General features: G+C 52.3%; 14 protein-coding genes and 4 pseudogenes. 9 read left to right on the top strand and 9 right to left on the bottom strand.

All coding sequences use genetic code 11. The features are described 5' to 3' along the window. Positions 1–41 precede the first annotated feature (41 nt). Positions 42–476 (top strand): hypothetical protein, encoded by a 435-nt coding sequence (locus ACT3R4_RS14380; protein WP_441679422.1) that lies wholly within the window; start codon positions 42–44, stop codon positions 474–476. 161 nt (positions 477–637) lie between these two features. On the opposite strand, the gene yghU is transcribed toward ACT3R4_RS14380, so the two are convergent. Continuing rightward, complete coding sequence (yghU, locus tag ACT3R4_RS14385; protein WP_441679420.1) at positions 638–1,498, bottom strand: glutathione-dependent disulfide-bond oxidoreductase; 861 nt, start codon at positions 1,496–1,498, stop codon at positions 638–640. Between the two features lie 158 nt (positions 1,499–1,656). Here yghU and ACT3R4_RS14390 point away from each other — a divergent pair, with 158 nt between their 5' ends. Next, complete coding sequence (locus ACT3R4_RS14390; RefSeq protein ID WP_441679418.1) at positions 1,657–2,352, top strand: aspartate/glutamate racemase family protein; 696 nt, start codon at positions 1,657–1,659, stop codon at positions 2,350–2,352. Positions 2,353–2,373: 21 nt separating this feature from the next. Here ACT3R4_RS14390 and ACT3R4_RS14395 read toward each other — a convergent pair whose 3' ends face one another. Then, complete coding sequence (locus tag ACT3R4_RS14395; protein ID WP_192528435.1) at positions 2,374–2,799, bottom strand: organic hydroperoxide resistance protein; 426 nt, start codon at positions 2,797–2,799, stop codon at positions 2,374–2,376. Positions 2,800–3,298: 499 nt separating this feature from the next. Here ACT3R4_RS14395 and ACT3R4_RS14400 point away from each other — a divergent pair, with 499 nt between their 5' ends. The 3 genes from ACT3R4_RS14400 (at position 3,299) to ACT3R4_RS14410 (ending at position 5,794) form a co-directional block, all read left to right on the top strand. Continuing rightward, complete coding sequence (locus ACT3R4_RS14400; RefSeq protein ID WP_087111726.1) at positions 3,299–3,829, top strand: gluconokinase; 531 nt, start codon at positions 3,299–3,301, stop codon at positions 3,827–3,829. Between the two features lie 26 nt (positions 3,830–3,855). Further along, entirely contained in the window at positions 3,856–4,851 is a 996-nt protein-coding gene (gene gntR, locus ACT3R4_RS14405; RefSeq protein ID WP_087111728.1) for a gluconate operon transcriptional repressor GntR, read from the top strand. 94 nt (positions 4,852–4,945) lie between these two features. Continuing rightward, entirely contained in the window at positions 4,946–5,794 is an 849-nt protein-coding gene (locus tag ACT3R4_RS14410; RefSeq protein ID WP_441679415.1) for an MOSC domain-containing protein, read from the top strand. Here ACT3R4_RS14410 and ACT3R4_RS14415 read toward each other — a convergent pair. Further along, positions 5,748–6,257, bottom strand: a pseudogene (locus ACT3R4_RS14415) (DMT family transporter); the annotation flags it as partial. The gene ACT3R4_RS14410 and the pseudogene ACT3R4_RS14415 overlap by 47 nt on opposite strands. 87 nt (positions 6,258–6,344) lie before the next feature. Between ACT3R4_RS14415 and ACT3R4_RS14420 the strand changes: the two are divergent. Further along, positions 6,345–6,673 (top strand): annotated as a pseudogene (locus ACT3R4_RS14420) (transposase); the annotation flags it as partial. A gap of 26 nt (positions 6,674–6,699) precedes the next feature. On the opposite strand, the pseudogene ACT3R4_RS14425 reads toward ACT3R4_RS14420, so the two are convergent. Then, positions 6,700–7,737 (bottom strand): annotated as a pseudogene (locus ACT3R4_RS14425) (IS3 family transposase). Between the two features lie 64 nt (positions 7,738–7,801). Further along, positions 7,802–8,562: pseudogene (locus ACT3R4_RS14430) on the bottom strand (IS701 family transposase); the annotation flags it as partial. 238 nt (positions 8,563–8,800) lie between these two features. On the opposite strand from ACT3R4_RS14430, the gene ACT3R4_RS14435 reads away from it, so the two are divergent. Continuing rightward, a complete protein-coding gene (locus ACT3R4_RS14435) occupies positions 8,801–9,223 on the top strand; it encodes an OsmC family protein (protein ID WP_087111732.1) in 423 nt (140 codons plus the stop codon). Between the two features lie 332 nt (positions 9,224–9,555). On the opposite strand, the gene ACT3R4_RS14440 is transcribed toward ACT3R4_RS14435, so the two are convergent. From ACT3R4_RS14440 to ACT3R4_RS14450, 3 genes are all read right to left on the bottom strand, one after another. After that, positions 9,556–9,987, bottom strand: a complete 432-nt coding sequence (locus ACT3R4_RS14440) for a PRC-barrel domain-containing protein (RefSeq protein ID WP_087111734.1) — start codon at positions 9,985–9,987, stop codon at positions 9,556–9,558. Positions 9,988–10,459: 472 nt separating this feature from the next. After that, complete coding sequence (locus ACT3R4_RS14445) at positions 10,460–11,128, bottom strand: 2OG-Fe(II) oxygenase (protein WP_441679413.1); 669 nt, start codon at positions 11,126–11,128, stop codon at positions 10,460–10,462. Continuing rightward, a complete protein-coding gene (locus ACT3R4_RS14450) occupies positions 11,125–11,787 on the bottom strand; it encodes a CoA pyrophosphatase (RefSeq protein WP_441679411.1) in 663 nt (220 codons plus the stop codon). The genes ACT3R4_RS14445 and ACT3R4_RS14450 overlap by 4 nt, the downstream gene beginning before the upstream one ends. A gap of 92 nt (positions 11,788–11,879) precedes the next feature. On the opposite strand from ACT3R4_RS14450, the gene ACT3R4_RS14455 reads away from it, so the two are divergent. After that, positions 11,880–12,437, top strand: a complete 558-nt coding sequence (locus ACT3R4_RS14455; protein ID WP_192528441.1) for an NUDIX hydrolase — start codon at positions 11,880–11,882, stop codon at positions 12,435–12,437. Positions 12,438–12,448: 11 nt separating this feature from the next. On the opposite strand, the gene ACT3R4_RS14460 is transcribed toward ACT3R4_RS14455, so the two are convergent. Then, positions 12,449–12,760 carry a YqfO family protein gene (locus ACT3R4_RS14460; RefSeq protein ID WP_441679409.1) on the bottom strand — a complete coding sequence of 104 codons (312 nt, stop codon included), beginning with the start codon at positions 12,758–12,760 and terminating at the stop codon, positions 12,449–12,451. A gap of 204 nt (positions 12,761–12,964) precedes the next feature. Here ACT3R4_RS14460 and ACT3R4_RS14465 point away from each other — a divergent pair, with 204 nt between their 5' ends. Beyond that, the gene (locus tag ACT3R4_RS14465) at positions 12,965–13,930 is read left to right on the top strand and encodes a sugar-binding transcriptional regulator (protein WP_441679408.1); all 966 of its coding nucleotides are present in this window, start codon (positions 12,965–12,967) and stop codon (positions 13,928–13,930) included. Positions 13,931–14,059: the final 129 nt, after the last annotated feature.

A 14,059-nucleotide genomic window follows, 5' to 3' on the forward strand; every position in this document is an offset into this window, starting at 1 on the left:
TTCTCTTTTACTACAATTTGTTATGTCATTAAGGTCAAAAGATGCTAAACCCGGTTATTCAGGAAGAACAGACCGGCTGCGGAATTGCTTCTGTAGCGGCTATTCTGGGTAAAACCTACCCAGAGATGAAGGCCATTGCGAACGCGATGGGCATTGCCGCAGACGATGAATCGCTGTGGTCCGATACCCAGTATGTGCGCCAGATGCTGGCCCAAGCGGGTGTAGCTACCTCGTCTGAGGAAACACCTTTTACCACGTGGCAGGCGCTACCGGCGCTGGCACTGCTGGCGATTAAACCCTATCAAAAGGAGGGCATACACTTTTGGCACTGGGTGGTATTTCAGCGCATCAATGGTCAGCCTGTGGTGCTGGATTCCGCCAGCTATCTGCCCACTAATATCCGCACAGATTTTGATGCTATGCATCCTGCCTGGTGGATTGAGGTCCTTAACCCATGCTCAAGTGACGATAAATAACGCCACTCGTGCGCTTCTAGAGGTTTGGGAGGCTTCGGTTCGTGCCACCCACCCTTTCTGGCAGAGAGCGATTTGCTATTACTAGTTTGTGAGCGCATATAAAAAACGGCCCGTGGGCCGTTTTTTATGCCGTGGCTAGCTGCTTGGCTAACCCTTATACGCTATAGCTTATCCTGGGTTTTATGCTCAAAGTCGCTGGCATCGTGGCGTTCATGCAGCTGTTCGCTGGGCTCGCCAAATGTGCGGTTAACCATACGACCACGCTGTACGGCGGGGCGTGTATCAAGTTCTTCTGCCCAGCGGAGCACATGTGTATAGGTGTGCGCTTCCAAAAACTCAGCCGCTTCGTAAACGCGGTTTTTCACCAGGGCGCCATACCAGGGGTAAATCGCCATATCCGCAATGGTGTACTCATCACCGGCCATGTAGCGGTTATTGGCCAAATGGCGGTCAAGTACATCGAGCTGGCGCTTTATTTCCATCGTGTAACGGTCGATAGGGTACTGGTACTTTTCAGGCGCGTAAGCGTAGAAGTGACCAAAGCCACCGCCGAGTATCGGGCCGCTGCCCATCTGCCAGAATAACCAGGAAAGGCACTCGGTACGCTTGGCTGGGTCGGTTGGTAGGAAGGCGGAGAATTTTTCAGCCAAGTAGAGAAGAATAGCGCCTGACTCAAAAACGCGCTGAGGCGGGTTAGTGCTGTGGTCCATCAACGCCGGGATTTTGGAGTTGGGATTAACGTCTACAAATCCGCTGCCGAACTGGTCGCCTTCACCGATTTGGATCAAGTAAGCATCATACTCAGCGGCTTCGATGCCTTTTGCTAATAGCTCCTCAAGCATGATGGTCACTTTAACGCCATTGGGGGTGGCCAATGAGTAGAGCTGAAGCGGGTGTTTACCAACGGGCAGCGCTTTATCGTGAGTAGGCCCTGCGATAGGACGGTTAATGTTGGCAAATTTACCGCCATTGCCCGGTTCCCATTTCCAAACGCGCGGTGGGGTGTAAGACGTATCGCTCATCATGGCCTCGCTGTGTCGTGTCGCGGGCAGCGCCCGGTGGTAAAAATAATCAATTCAAACGCGATAGGTACTCTATGAGGGTAGTAAAACGCAGGTACAAGGGGCGAGAATAATTAGCCGTATAATAAAATGACGGATAAGTCACCAGGGAGACAATCATGCAAACCATTGGGGTGCTGGGCGGAATGAGCTGGGAGTCCACGCAAAGCTATTATCGCGCCTTGAACGAGGGCGTAAAACACGCGCTGGGCGGTCTCCACTCGGCCAAAATTGCCATGGTGAGTGTCGATTTTGCTGAGATTGAGGCGCTGCAAAAGCAGGGCGATTGGGAAACCGCTGGAAAAATCCTTGCTGAGGCGGCGCACAATATTGAGCGGGCCGGCGCTGACTTTTTACTGCTGGCCACCAATACCATGCATAAAGTGGCACCCGCGATTGAGCACGCTATCAGCATCCCGCTGTTACACATCGCTGATGCGACCGCAGAGCAGCTGCGAAAGGACGGTATAACGCGTGTTGGCTTGTTGGGTACGCGCTTTACGATGGAACAGGATTTCTACAAGGCGCGTTTGCGGGACACATTTTGCATTGAGGTCGTGGTGCCAGAGGAGGGGCAACGCGAGGCAGTTCATCGCATTATTTTCGATGAGCTATGCCAAGGGAAGATCAACGATGACTCCCGTGAGCACTATCTGAAGGTGATCGCCAGCCTGCATCAACAAGGCGCTCAGGCGGTCATTCTAGGCTGTACAGAAATTGCCTTACTGGTAGAGCAAGCACATACCGCTGTGCCGCTTTACGATACCACTGCCCTGCATGCCAGCGGAGCAGTGGAGCGTGCGCTTAATAATTAACGGGTGGTTAACGCTAAAACGTTAAGCAAGCGTTAGGGTAACGTCGATATTGCCACGGGTAGCGTTGGAGTAAGGGCATACGACATGGGCTTTGTCGACCAGATCCTGGGCGATGCTCTTATCAATGCCGGGCAGGCTGATTGTTAGCTCGACTTCGATACCAAAACCGGTAGGAATGGCACCAATACCTACGTTGCCTTCAATGGAGGTATCCTGGGGAAGCGTTACTTTTTCCTGGCTGGCAACGTGTTTTAGAGCGCCTAAAAAGCATGCAGAGTAACCCGCCGCAAACAGCTGCTCCGGGTTGGTACCCTCACCGCCTGCTCCGCCCAGCTCCTTGGGAGTGCTGAGTTTGACGTCCAGCGCGCCGTCAGACGACTTGGCACTGCCTTCACGACCACCGGTCGCGTGGGCATGGGCGCGGTAAGCAATTTTTTCGATAGACATAGCAGTTTCCTTTTTGGGACGAGTAATAGGGACATCTTTTAATGATGATCAAGTTCCAGCTCACTGCACGGCTCTCGCCTACAAGGTCCTAGGGTTTGTCTGAAAAGTCGACGAGCGAAGACAAGACAAGGCAAAAATTGGCGAAAAAACGGAGTTTACATGTGTAAATGAGTATTTTGAGCCAATTTTTAACGCCGTATTGTCGAGCGCAGACACTTTTCAGACAGAGCCTAACGCGGGCATGTCGGCTCCCTACTTGATGCAATGGGTTAATGTAGCGTGCCATACGTTCGCTTGCTAGCGCTAGACGTTGGTTGTAAAAGGGCGGTTTTGCTTTGACACGCTTGTGCTGGGTCTTTTAATCTTTAAGCAATTGTTACCGGTAACAGCACGGTATTCAGGCTGTAGATATCCATTCAATCCACACCCTGCCAGTCATCCTGACAACAATGGTTGTGTGCCCTCGCAAATCAGGCCTTAAGCTCGGAGAATTTATCTAATGAACCCTACTTCTTATCGTATTTTGGTGATGGGTGCCTCCGGCTGCGGAAAATCCCACATTGGCCAGCAGTTGGCAGCCGCCATGAATGCTACGTTTATTGACGGTGATGATTATCACCCGCCTGCTAACGTAGCCAAAATGGCGGGTGGAACGCCGCTTAATGATGATGATCGTCAGGAGTGGCTTGAGAAGCTGTCGTCACTGTTTGCTCACTACCAGGCCCGGAATGAAACGGCGGTGATTGCGTGTTCGGGATTAAAGCGGCGTTATCGGGATTGTTTGCGCAAGGGCGATTCAGCGTTGCAAATTCTGTACCTGGAAGGGAGCGCTGAGCTATTGCGTGAGCGCCTGGCCACCAGAGAAGGGCACTTCTTTAAAGGAGATAACATGCTGGCCAGCCAGCTTGCCGATTTACAACCGCCGGGTGATGATGAGGCCGTTAGCCTGTCCATTGCGCTCTCACCAGAGGAGATTGTGAGCCGATTTACTGGCACACTCAATGTGCGGCTACCTTCGCCATCCAGCTAATCGTTGTTATAGAGGCAGTATCCCGTTTGAAGAAAAAACGCCCAACGCTACAAACTATTGCTGACCAGGTCGGGGCAACCAAAATGACGGTGAGTCGTTGCCTAAGAGACCCGGAAACTGTTTCAGAAGGCTTGCGCGAGCGTATTCTTAGCGTGGCCGAGCAGGTCGGCTATATTCCCAACCGAGCGCCGGATCTACTTTCGCGTGCTACCAGCCACTCTATTGGCGTACTGGTTCCTTCGCTGACGAACCAGGTCTTTGCTGATGTCATCGTGGGAATTGAGAAACGAACCGAGCCTGCCGGTTATCATCTTATGCTGTCTCACTATGGGTATAGCCCGGCCGTTGAAGAGCGAAGCTTGGCATCGGTGCTTTCTTACAACGTGGATGGGGTGATTCTTTCGGACCATCATCACACTCCCCGCACGTTGCGAATGCTGGAAACCGCTGGTATTCCTGTGGTGGAAATCATGGACACTCATCATAAGCCGTTACAGCAGGCGGTAGGCTACGACAACGTCGCCGCGGCGTTTGATATGGTGAGTGAAATGATTCGCCATGGTCGGCAGCAGATTATTTATCTGGCTGTGAGGCTGGATGAGCGCACTCTGCAACGTGAGCAGGGCTACCGGCAGGCGATGGAGCAGCACGGTCTAACACCGGTAACGCTGCATAGCAGCCAACGCTCCTCTTACAGCGTGGGGGCAGCGCTTCTAGAGCAAATTTTAAACGACTACCCTCATACGGATGGCATCTTCTGCACCAACGATGACGTGGCCGTTGGGGCGTATTTTGAGTGTCAGCGCCGTGGTATTAACGTGCCTGGGCAGATGGCGATTGCGGGTTTCCACGGTCACGACGTGGGGCAGGCAATGACGCCAAAGCTTGCGAGTGTCATCACGCCACGCCAAGCCATTGGCGAGGCTGCCGCGCAAGCACTGCTGGCCAGGATTCAGGGCGAAGCGGTGGCTGATCATACGGTCGACTTGGGCTATCGCATCGAAACAGGCGCCACGCTATAGCCGGTTTTCATCGGGCTATTACCAAGAGAAGCCGCACTGGTGATAAGCGCGCTGGCTGGTTAGAGTAACCATTTTCGTTTGTATCGAGGCTACCGTGCATATCTCCGAGCTCAATATTTATCCGGTCAAATCCTTAAAGGGTATCAGTCTTACCCACAGTGAACTGCTGCCCACCGGCCTTGCGTGGGACCGCCGCTGGATGCTGGTTGATACACAGCAGCGCTTTGTGACTCAACGCCAGCGGCCTGCGCTAGCCACGGTAGAAGTAGCCTTAACCACCGATGCCTTGGTACTTTCACACCCCCATGTTGAGCCACTTTCGATACCGCTTGCAGAACCGAGCGGCAACCTGCGTATTGTTCAGGTCTGGAATGATCACTGTAAGGCGTGGCCTGAAAGCAGCGACGTTTCAAGCTGGCTGGAAGCTGCTTTAGGTGAACAGGGCAGTGGCCTGAGCCTGGTCCGTTTCGACACGCAGTTTAAACGTCCGATAGAAACGGAGTTTTTAAACGGGGATGACGCCGACACGCTTTTTGCGGATGGTTACCCCTTTCTGATTGCTTCAACCGGCTCTCTCAATGCGCTCAACCGTGCCCTTGAGGAGAGTGGTTGTCAGGCTATTCCCATGAACCGTTTTCGGCCCAATATTGTGGTCGAAACCGACAAGCCATGGGCTGAAGATGGTTGGCAAGCGCTACAGGCTAGTAATGGAGCATTTGAACTTATTCTGCGAAAACCGTGTAAACGCTGCAAAATTACCACGGTAGACCAGCAAACGGCCCAGATACTTGAGCCTGCCGAGCCGCTTAAAACGTTAATAGGCCTGAATACCCAGCCTGAATTAAAAGGCGCTTATTTTGGACAGAACGCGACGCTGCATCGTGGTGAAGGAAGCATTATTCATGTGGGGGATACGCTGGTGGCTGAGGCGCGTGGCGCTTGAGGCGCAGCAGCCGGGTGGCCACAGCCGTGCCGAGCAGGGTAATTACCATGCCTATAGCGATCTGAAGGCTAAGCGTCTCACCCAGTAGTAAATAGCCCCACAACAGGGCGCTAACGGGTACCAGGAATGTAACGGTTGAGGCGGCCGTGGCACCTGCGCTGGCTAACAAACCAAAATAGAGTAAAAAAGCCAGCGTAGTGCTGAATACAGCAAGTGCTATGGCATTGCCCCAGGCAAGTGGGCTAATCGGCTCGCTGGGCCAAAGTAAAATGCCGGGGATAAGAAGCACCAGGGCTGACATTGCGCAGCTGCCTGCCGCAAGTACCCGAGGCGGCAAATGGCCCAGGCGTGTTTTAGAGTAATTGCCCGCCATGCCGTAGCAAAAGGTTGCCCCTAATACGGCAATGATAAACCAGCCATCGCCGCCCAAAGCAAAGTCCAGCCTATTAGCAGTAAGCACATAGGGAACCGCTGCATAAATACGGCCGTTGCTGCCTAAGTGCCACCGGCAGGGTAAAATAGAAATTTCCACTGTCCGACAGAGTTTCCGATGAAGCAGATCTCGTTTGCTCAGGCTGAGCACCAGAACAAGAAGAAGATCACTCGCCGGGAACGGTTCCCGGCACAGATGGATGCCCTAATGCCATGGCAACGCCTAATCAAGGCGTTGTCGCCGTCTTGCTTCCTTAAATCGGCGGGGGCAAGCGCGGTCGGCCACCGATTGGTCTGGAACGGATGTTGCGGGTCTATTTCCTTCAGCAATGGTACGGACTGGCCGATGAAGCGCTTGAAGATGCCATCCATGACAGTCAGGCCATGCGTGACTTCATCGGTATCGACCTTGCCATCGAGAGTGTTCCCGACGCGACCACGCTGCTTTGTTCTGGTCAATAAAACCGGACACATTAATTTGCTAATTTCTCATACTCCGCTGGAGCCTGATCACCTTTCGATGAATGCAGTCGCTCCAGGTTGTAATACTTCATGTAGGCCTCAACATCTCGCTTCATGTGAGCCCGTGTTGGCGGGTGTACTTTAAGTAGCCAATCGTGTTTCACGCTGCCGAAAAATCGCTCAACAACCGCGTTACCCCAGCAAGCACCTACATCGCCCATTGAGGCTCGTATGCCATAACCCTTCAATAGCTTCGCAAACGCTTTGCTGGTGTACTGGGACCCGCGGTCGCTGTGGAAGACCAAACCTTTCGGTGGTTGCCTGAGATTGCAAGCCTTGATCATGGCTCGGCAGATCACACTCGTCGTCATCCGCTTATCAATGGCTCAACCAACAATCCGGCGTGAGTACAAATCCATCACAATGGCCAGATACATCCAGCCTTCACCTGTTTTCAGATAGGTTATATCCCCAGCCCAAACCTGATTTTTGCCGAGTGGATTAAACTGTTGGTTCAGCAGGTTGTCCGCGACTCGATCGCTGTGTTTACGCTTGGTCGTGATCTTGTATGCCACTCTCTGTATCACTCGCAGCCCCTGTTTTTCCATGACCAGGCCGACCCGATACCGAGTCACCGAGAAACCTTCCTCCTTCAACCGTTTGGCCAGTTCGCGACTGCCAGGATTGTTTTTACTGGCTTCAAACAGCAGCCTGGTGCGCCGGTACAGTTTGAGCTCTTCTGCACTGATTACCCTGGCTGGGCGGGCTTTCCACGCGAAGAAAGCCGACGCCTTTTTTAAAATTTCTTTCTCCATGCGCAAGGTTTTGACTTCCTGGCGAAGGCGTTTCAATTCCTCCAGCTCCGTTTCTGTTGGTTTCGACTCACTGACCGACTGCTCGTGCTTGTCTTTCCAGCGATAGAGCAGGTTGGTGGCAATACCCAGCGATTTCGCCGCCTCAGGGACGGAGTAAGCTTGCTCGGTGACAAGAGCAATGGCTTCCTCTTTAAATTCTGGAGAGTACTGCTTGTAACTGCGTTTCTGACTCATGGTTGGCACCTCTGTTGGTGAAGAGTTTATCTCTTCTTGAGGTGTCCGGGATATTCAACCAGAACAGTGTCGGCGGTCGCCCCTGGCCGGACCACTTCGGAGGCAGAGGCTCACTGCCAGGCGGCCAGACACTGATACCCTCCGGCACGTCAACGCAATAACTCAAGCCCCATTCCGCAAGCTATTCTCGCCAAGGCGTCACTTTGCCGTAAGCCGCATCTGCTAGCACGATACCGGGCGTGATACCGGCCTCCAGTGTCTCGCGCACCTGCTGGAGGGCGATCTCCGGTTTGGTGGCAAAGTCGATCTCTTCTGGCACGCCAGCACGGCGACAGCGCGCCGGATCGTTTGTCCATGATGTGGACAAATAAAGCCGCCATGCGACCGGCAGGCTGGCCTGTTCGGTCGCCACCGATAGGCTAACGGCGACCTGACAATTGTCCTGTTTACCAATCTCACTGCAGTACTGGCGACTAACGCCCACCGAGTGTCGCCCTTTCTTGCGAATACCTGTGTCATCGATAATCCAAAAAGGCGTCGTATCGGGGGTAGCAAGTAGGGTAGCACCTGCTGCGCCACCCCACTGAGCATCCCTCGGCCAGACCATCCGGAGCGAGCCACCAGGTGATGCAGCGACTGATGACAGGCCTGAACGTTATCCGGATCGGCACTGGCGGCGATGGGCTCGATACTCTTGCGTTCCAGCGGCAGCATCAAGCCACGACAGTAATCCTGAAAACCCTGCACCCGATCAGCATGGCCCAGGCGAGGCGCTAGCTCATCAAGATACGTCTCGAAGCGGTCGTGAAGTGCGTCGTTTACCATAATGCGAAATCGCTATACAGATGACACAATACGTATTGATAACATGTCTATTTATGACACAGTAGTACTAGCGCGGCCTGGGAAGCACTCATCATCTGAGTTCGGCACGGTGCTAAAAATCAGCTACGCTGAACGGGGTGGTCAGTTGCTCTATGCGAGTGACCATTCAACCTTTTTTGATCATATCAGTATCCACTGATCAATCAGGTCTTTAGCTATCACTGATAAGGAGTTTTTCATGGATCGTAAAGCTAGCGCACGTTGGGAAGGTGGACTGAAGGATGGAAAAGGCACCGTTTCAACCGAAAGTGGCGTTCTCAGTGCTAATTACTCCTTCAAACAGCGTTTTGAAGACGAAAAGGGCACCAATCCGGAAGAGCTGATTGGCGCTGCGCATGCCAGCTGCTTTTCAATGGCGCTTTCCAAAGTTTTAGGTGAGGCTGGTTATACCGCTGATGCTATTGATACCACTGCCAGCGTTAAGCTTAAGCAGGATTCAGCAGGCTTTAGCATTTCTAACATTCATCTGGATGTCACCGCTGAAGTAAGTGGTGCCGATGAAGAGAGCTTCAAAGAGGCCGCCCAAAAGGCCAAGGAAAATTGTCCCGTATCAAAAGTGCTCAATGCTGAAATCAGCATGACGGCCCAGCTAAAAGGCTAGCACTTTATTGATTAGCGCTACGTTTAATAACGTAGCGCTATTTTTAATAGCCAAAATTTTATAATGGGTGGTAGGGCGCAATTATAAAACAATAAAACGCTAGTGCATGCCGTTTAGTGTGTAGGCTGATATAGCGGAAAGGTGAAGAGAGTGAGCTTTATAAGGTGTCTGAAAAGTAAAAATATTTGATGTTGTTGATTTTATACTAAGCGCTTGGTGTGCATGTTTGACTGCGTTATAGCGCTCAAATATACACTATATTTTAAACGCTAGATAAAATAAAAAGCCTTAGCAGAAGCTAAGGCTTTTAGAACTAGTGTACGAAGGCTGCTTTACGCGTCTACTTCGTCGCGCTCAAATTCAGCGGCTTCTTCAAGCGCTTCTTTTGAAGCGTTAACGCGGACATCATATTTGTTACCTTCCGCATCCCAGATCAGTTCGAGTGAATCCCACTCGATGGCGACATCTTTTTCACCCATGCCAAGGAAGCCGCCAACACCGATGATCACAGCGGTCACTTGACCACTCTCATCAATAATCAGGTCGTGGATAGTGCCGATGTTCTCGTCATCTTCGACAGTGCTTTTAACATGATGGCCCTTAAGGGAGTCTGAGTAGAAAACGTTTTCTGGCACACTGGTCAGGTAGGTTGCTTCAACTTCAACGGTCGTTGATGTTGTTTCTTCGGCGCTTACATTACCTGCTGCTAGCATGAAAGCAGGAACCATTAGTGTACCAATGACGGCTGATTTGATCATTTTCATTCCTCTTGCTCCTTGATAAGGCTCAGTATCTTACGTTGATGTCTAAATCAAATAGTGGAAGCTAACGATTCAGAACGATCCAGTTTATGAACCAGGCAGTGATGCTTGAATCGCTGCCTTTCCTTAAAATGCAGAATATACATTAGGTGTCAAAGGCTTGATGATCAGTTGCAAAGTATGCTTTAAGCGTTGTTTGCAATTAAAAAGCCTTGTTACGGTTGTGTGAAGCTCCGTATCTGACACAATATCAATGTAGTCGTTGTACTCTGTTTTTCAATAGTATTATTAATATATTTTTAAATATCGGATTTTTAAGGACGATTGGCAAGGCTTTACAATCAATGGCAAGTTCGTGGTGTTAGTTAACTGCAGCTGTGTCAGAGTGGCATGGAAGCCTGCCTCTTTCGAGAAGACTTCTCTGGGGTATGTATGCCGCTTTGATAGTGGTTAAGTAGCAGTTTTCGTACAAAGCCTAGCGGGCAGGGTCCAGTACGCCGCCTAGCGAAGTATTACGCCGAAACCAGCCAGCAATGCTGGCGCGTGGTTGGTGGGTGGGAAGCACCTCGTGAGGAACGGTTTCTGACAAAAAGCAGGCAAACGTTCCGGCTTCCGGTACAACACGGGCAACTTCCTTGCTGGCATCATCAGGATGATAGATCACCATTTCGCCGCCGCCATCGCTTGGCCATTGAGGATTTAAATAGCCGACGGTAGAAATTACCCGGTTGGCGCGGCCGCGAAAGCTGTCCAAATGGCGCTGGTAAAAAGCGCCCGCCGGATAGTGGGCAAAATGCGCTTCATACTCAAAAAGGCCTAAAAACAGCGCCTGGTTAAGCGACTGTTGTAGCTCGCCCATTGCATCAAGATAGTGGCGTTGGGCTTCACTTTGACGGTCCAGCCAGTGGATGGCATCACCGCGAATATCCTTGCGCAAATGATGCTGCTGACCTCGGCCAATCCCGGCTTCTTCAAGCGCATCATGCTCGGCCATGTGCGAAAGCTCACGGTGTAAGGCGTGGCAAAGATCAAGATTGATCGCCGCGCGCCCCACATACCAGCCTTGCTCCACCAGCGCATCAACAATCGCTACTTGTACAGCGGGCGTTAACACGGGCGACGTGGTGAAGTTTGAAAGCATCATTTGCGTATACTCTTGGACATCGCCGGGTGGCGGTCAGCGGGCAGTCGGCTGGTACGTTCGGGATAGTGCCGTAGTATACCTGGGGGTTGTTGATATAAGTCGATGGGCATGCCAAATCCTTCGGCTAACAACTCGACAAGCATCATCGCTGAAAGCCCCCAAATCACATGGCCATCCACGTGGTAGCTAGGCACGTAATGAGGCACGCCATCGACAGGAATGACATCTGTATGGGTACGCTGGTCCTCTAAAAAGTGGCTAAGAGGGACTTCAAAGATAGCGTCTAATTCACCGAGGTCTGCGACCAAAGGCAAGTCCGGTGGAATAATGCCCACCCACGGAGTTACCCGCAGGCCATGCAGCGAAATCACATCTGAAAGTCGGCCTAGCGGCTCGACCACCGCTGGGTCAAGAGCGATCTCTTCCTGAGCTTCGCGCAGCGCTGTGGCGTAAAGATCCGTATCTTCCGGCTCGCGTTTGCCCCCGGGAAACGCAACCTGACCGCTATGGGTAGCTAAGTGGCTTGCCCTGCGTGTAAACAGCAAGGTAGGCGATGCGCGATCAACCACAGGAATTAGCACAGCGGCTTCGCGCATCTGAAATTGGTCCAGCCTTTGAGGGTTGAGCTGTTGCAGTCGTTTGCGTAGATTCTCTAACATGGGGTATCCCGTCACTTTGTCCCTTTTTACCCAGCAGTGGTTATGTGCGTCAAGCATCGATAACGTGTGCCATTTAGCCGTAGGAATATGCCATGAATTTTTGCAGCCAGTGCGGCGATAACGTACGTTTCGCGGTCCCCGAAGGTGACGACCGGCCGCGCTACCTATGCGATGCCTGCGGTACTATTCACTACCAGAACCCGCGCATTGTCGCTGGAACGCTGCCCGTCAGTGGCTCCAAGGTCTTGTTATGCAAACGTGCCATTTCACCTCGTAAAGGCTACTGGACGCTGCCTGCCGGGTATATGGAAAACGCGGAAACGACGCAACAGGCTGCCGCCCGCGAAACCCGTGAGGAAGCGCATGCCGAGGTGCTCCTGGGCGACCTTTATACCCTGATTGATTTACCGCATATTAATCAGGTGTATATGATTTTTCGCGCAGAGCTTGTCGGTGGCTTTAGCGCTGGCGTTGAAAGCCTTGAGGTCGCCTTGTTTGATGAGCATGAAATCCCTTGGGATGAGATTGCCTTTCCAACCATTGAGCGAACGCTGCATCATTTCTACCGGGACCGGCTCCACCATCACTTTCCGCTACATACGGGCACGATCACATCTGAGGATCGTGAACGTTACTTTGGTAGCGCCTGATTGAGCAAGCGTTAAAGCTCGGCAAGCTGCCAAACATCATAAGCGACTTCTTCATAAGGGTGGGCAAGCTTAAGCGCGGCGATAGCCGCGTGGATGCAGGTGTCTTGGCAAACGAGTTCCACCTTGACCTCTTCAACGTACTCAAGTGTTCCGACTGCGCCGATATGCGGGTCAGCACCCGAAAGCGGGCGAAACTGACCGGTGCCACGGGTTTGAAAGCAGCAGGCTTCATAGTTGCCGATTCGCCCGGCGCCCGTCTCGAAAACGGCTTCTTTAACGCTTTCGGCATCGTCAATGGGCACAAAAAACGCAAGCTTATACATGCCATGCTCCTGTTAAAACGTGACTTTAAAAAAATGGCACTTAAAACACAGCCTGGTGACATACCTGGTGACATAGTAGTGAACAACAGTAGTGAACAATAGTAGCGAACAGACGGCTTCTGGTCGCATGATTAGCTTTGTATGATGACGCGTTTGTGAATATGGTTATTGTCACGTTATCAATGAAAGGCAGGACGCCAACCGATGGATAAATTTGAGGTGAAGTTGGACCAAGCGGCCAGAGCCGCCTGGATGTCGTATGTGGGCGGCCTAACGCAGGATGAAATCGCAAGCCAGTTGGGTGTTTCCCGGCCAGGCGTACAGCGTCTGTTGGCGTTTGCGCGCCAGGAAGGGTTGGTGAAGGTGCATATTGACCATCCTATTTCGAGCTGCATGACGCTTGGTCACACGCTGCGTGAACATTTTGGGCTGACCTTTTGCGATGTAGTGCCCGCTGAGACGGCATCTTCGGAAAATGCCACGCACTACCTGGGTGTTGCCGGGGCAGAGCGCATCGGCAAGTTGGTTGAGCGTAGCGAGCCGTTGACGCTATCACTAGGTAGTGGACGCTCTGTGCGGGCAGCGGTAGAAGCGCTTGATCGAACGGAGCGGCCCCAGCACCGGTTTGTGTCGCTGGTGGGGAATGTCGCCCGGGATGGCTCGGCCAACCGCTACGACGCGGTGATGTTATTGGCTGACAAAACCGGCGGTGAGCGGTTCTTACTGCCAGCGCCGGTGGTGGCCGAATCGATTGACGAGAAAAACGCAATGCTTTCCCAGCGCCTGTTTCAAGCTATCGCCAATGTGGCTCGGACGTCGGAAGCCGCGTTTATTGGGGTAGGGCGCATCGACCGCCAGGCGACGTTGTTCCAGGACCACTTTATTAGTGAGCGCGAGCTTGATGAGTTGTTGGGCTTGGAAGCCGTGGGGGAGCTGCTCGGCTGGCCGTTAAATAGCCAAGGCGAAGTCATTGACTGCTCCATTACTCGGCGCGTGACAAGCTTGCCGCTTGAGCATTTTGGAAAGCATCTTATGGTCGCGATAGCCGGTGGCTACGATAAAGCGTTAGGCATTCATGCGGCGCTAAAAGGCGGCTGGTTAAAAGGGTTAATCACCGACGAAGTGGCGGCACGGCGCATTGTTGAGCGGCTACCTTCCCGCCAAGCGTAGCGCGTTAAAAAGAGGCGTAACCATAAAGTCTAAGCCGTAGGGCTTTGATTTTTTTTGTCCTACGTACGATCATTTGTTCGAAACATGATCAAAATGATCAGGCGATAATAATGCCAACATTAGCCAAAG

The sequence above is a fragment of the Halomonas sp. AOP7-E1-9 genome (genome assembly GCF_052376035.1).
GTDB lineage: Bacteria > Pseudomonadota > Gammaproteobacteria > Pseudomonadales > Halomonadaceae > Vreelandella > Vreelandella citrativorans.

What these genes read in the sequence shown, in the direction of transcription:
- yghU (WP_441679420.1), bottom strand. Translation starts at nt 1,498, where the DNA reads ATGAGCGATACGTCTTACACCCCACCGCGCGTTTGGAAATGGGAACCG.
- ACT3R4_RS14380 (WP_441679422.1), top strand. Translation starts at nt 42, where the DNA reads ATGCTAAACCCGGTTATTCAGGAAGAACAGACCGGCTGCGGAATTGCT.
- ACT3R4_RS14395 (WP_192528435.1), bottom strand. Translation starts at nt 2,799, where the DNA reads ATGTCTATCGAAAAAATTGCTTACCGCGCCCATGCCCACGCGACCGGT.
- ACT3R4_RS14390 (WP_441679418.1), top strand. Translation starts at nt 1,657, where the DNA reads ATGCAAACCATTGGGGTGCTGGGCGGAATGAGCTGGGAGTCCACGCAA.
- ACT3R4_RS14440 (WP_087111734.1), bottom strand. Translation starts at nt 9,987, where the DNA reads ATGAAAATGATCAAATCAGCCGTCATTGGTACACTAATGGTTCCTGCT.
- ACT3R4_RS14435 (WP_087111732.1), top strand. Translation starts at nt 8,801, where the DNA reads ATGGATCGTAAAGCTAGCGCACGTTGGGAAGGTGGACTGAAGGATGGA.
- ACT3R4_RS14445 (WP_441679413.1), bottom strand. Translation starts at nt 11,128, where the DNA reads ATGATGCTTTCAAACTTCACCACGTCGCCCGTGTTAACGCCCGCTGTA.
- ACT3R4_RS14465 (WP_441679408.1), top strand. Translation starts at nt 12,965, where the DNA reads ATGGATAAATTTGAGGTGAAGTTGGACCAAGCGGCCAGAGCCGCCTGG.
- ACT3R4_RS14400 (WP_087111726.1), top strand. Translation starts at nt 3,299, where the DNA reads ATGAACCCTACTTCTTATCGTATTTTGGTGATGGGTGCCTCCGGCTGC.
- ACT3R4_RS14450 (WP_441679411.1), bottom strand. Translation starts at nt 11,787, where the DNA reads ATGTTAGAGAATCTACGCAAACGACTGCAACAGCTCAACCCTCAAAGG.
- ACT3R4_RS14455 (WP_192528441.1), top strand. Translation starts at nt 11,880, where the DNA reads ATGAATTTTTGCAGCCAGTGCGGCGATAACGTACGTTTCGCGGTCCCC.
- ACT3R4_RS14460 (WP_441679409.1), bottom strand. Translation starts at nt 12,760, where the DNA reads ATGTATAAGCTTGCGTTTTTTGTGCCCATTGACGATGCCGAAAGCGTT.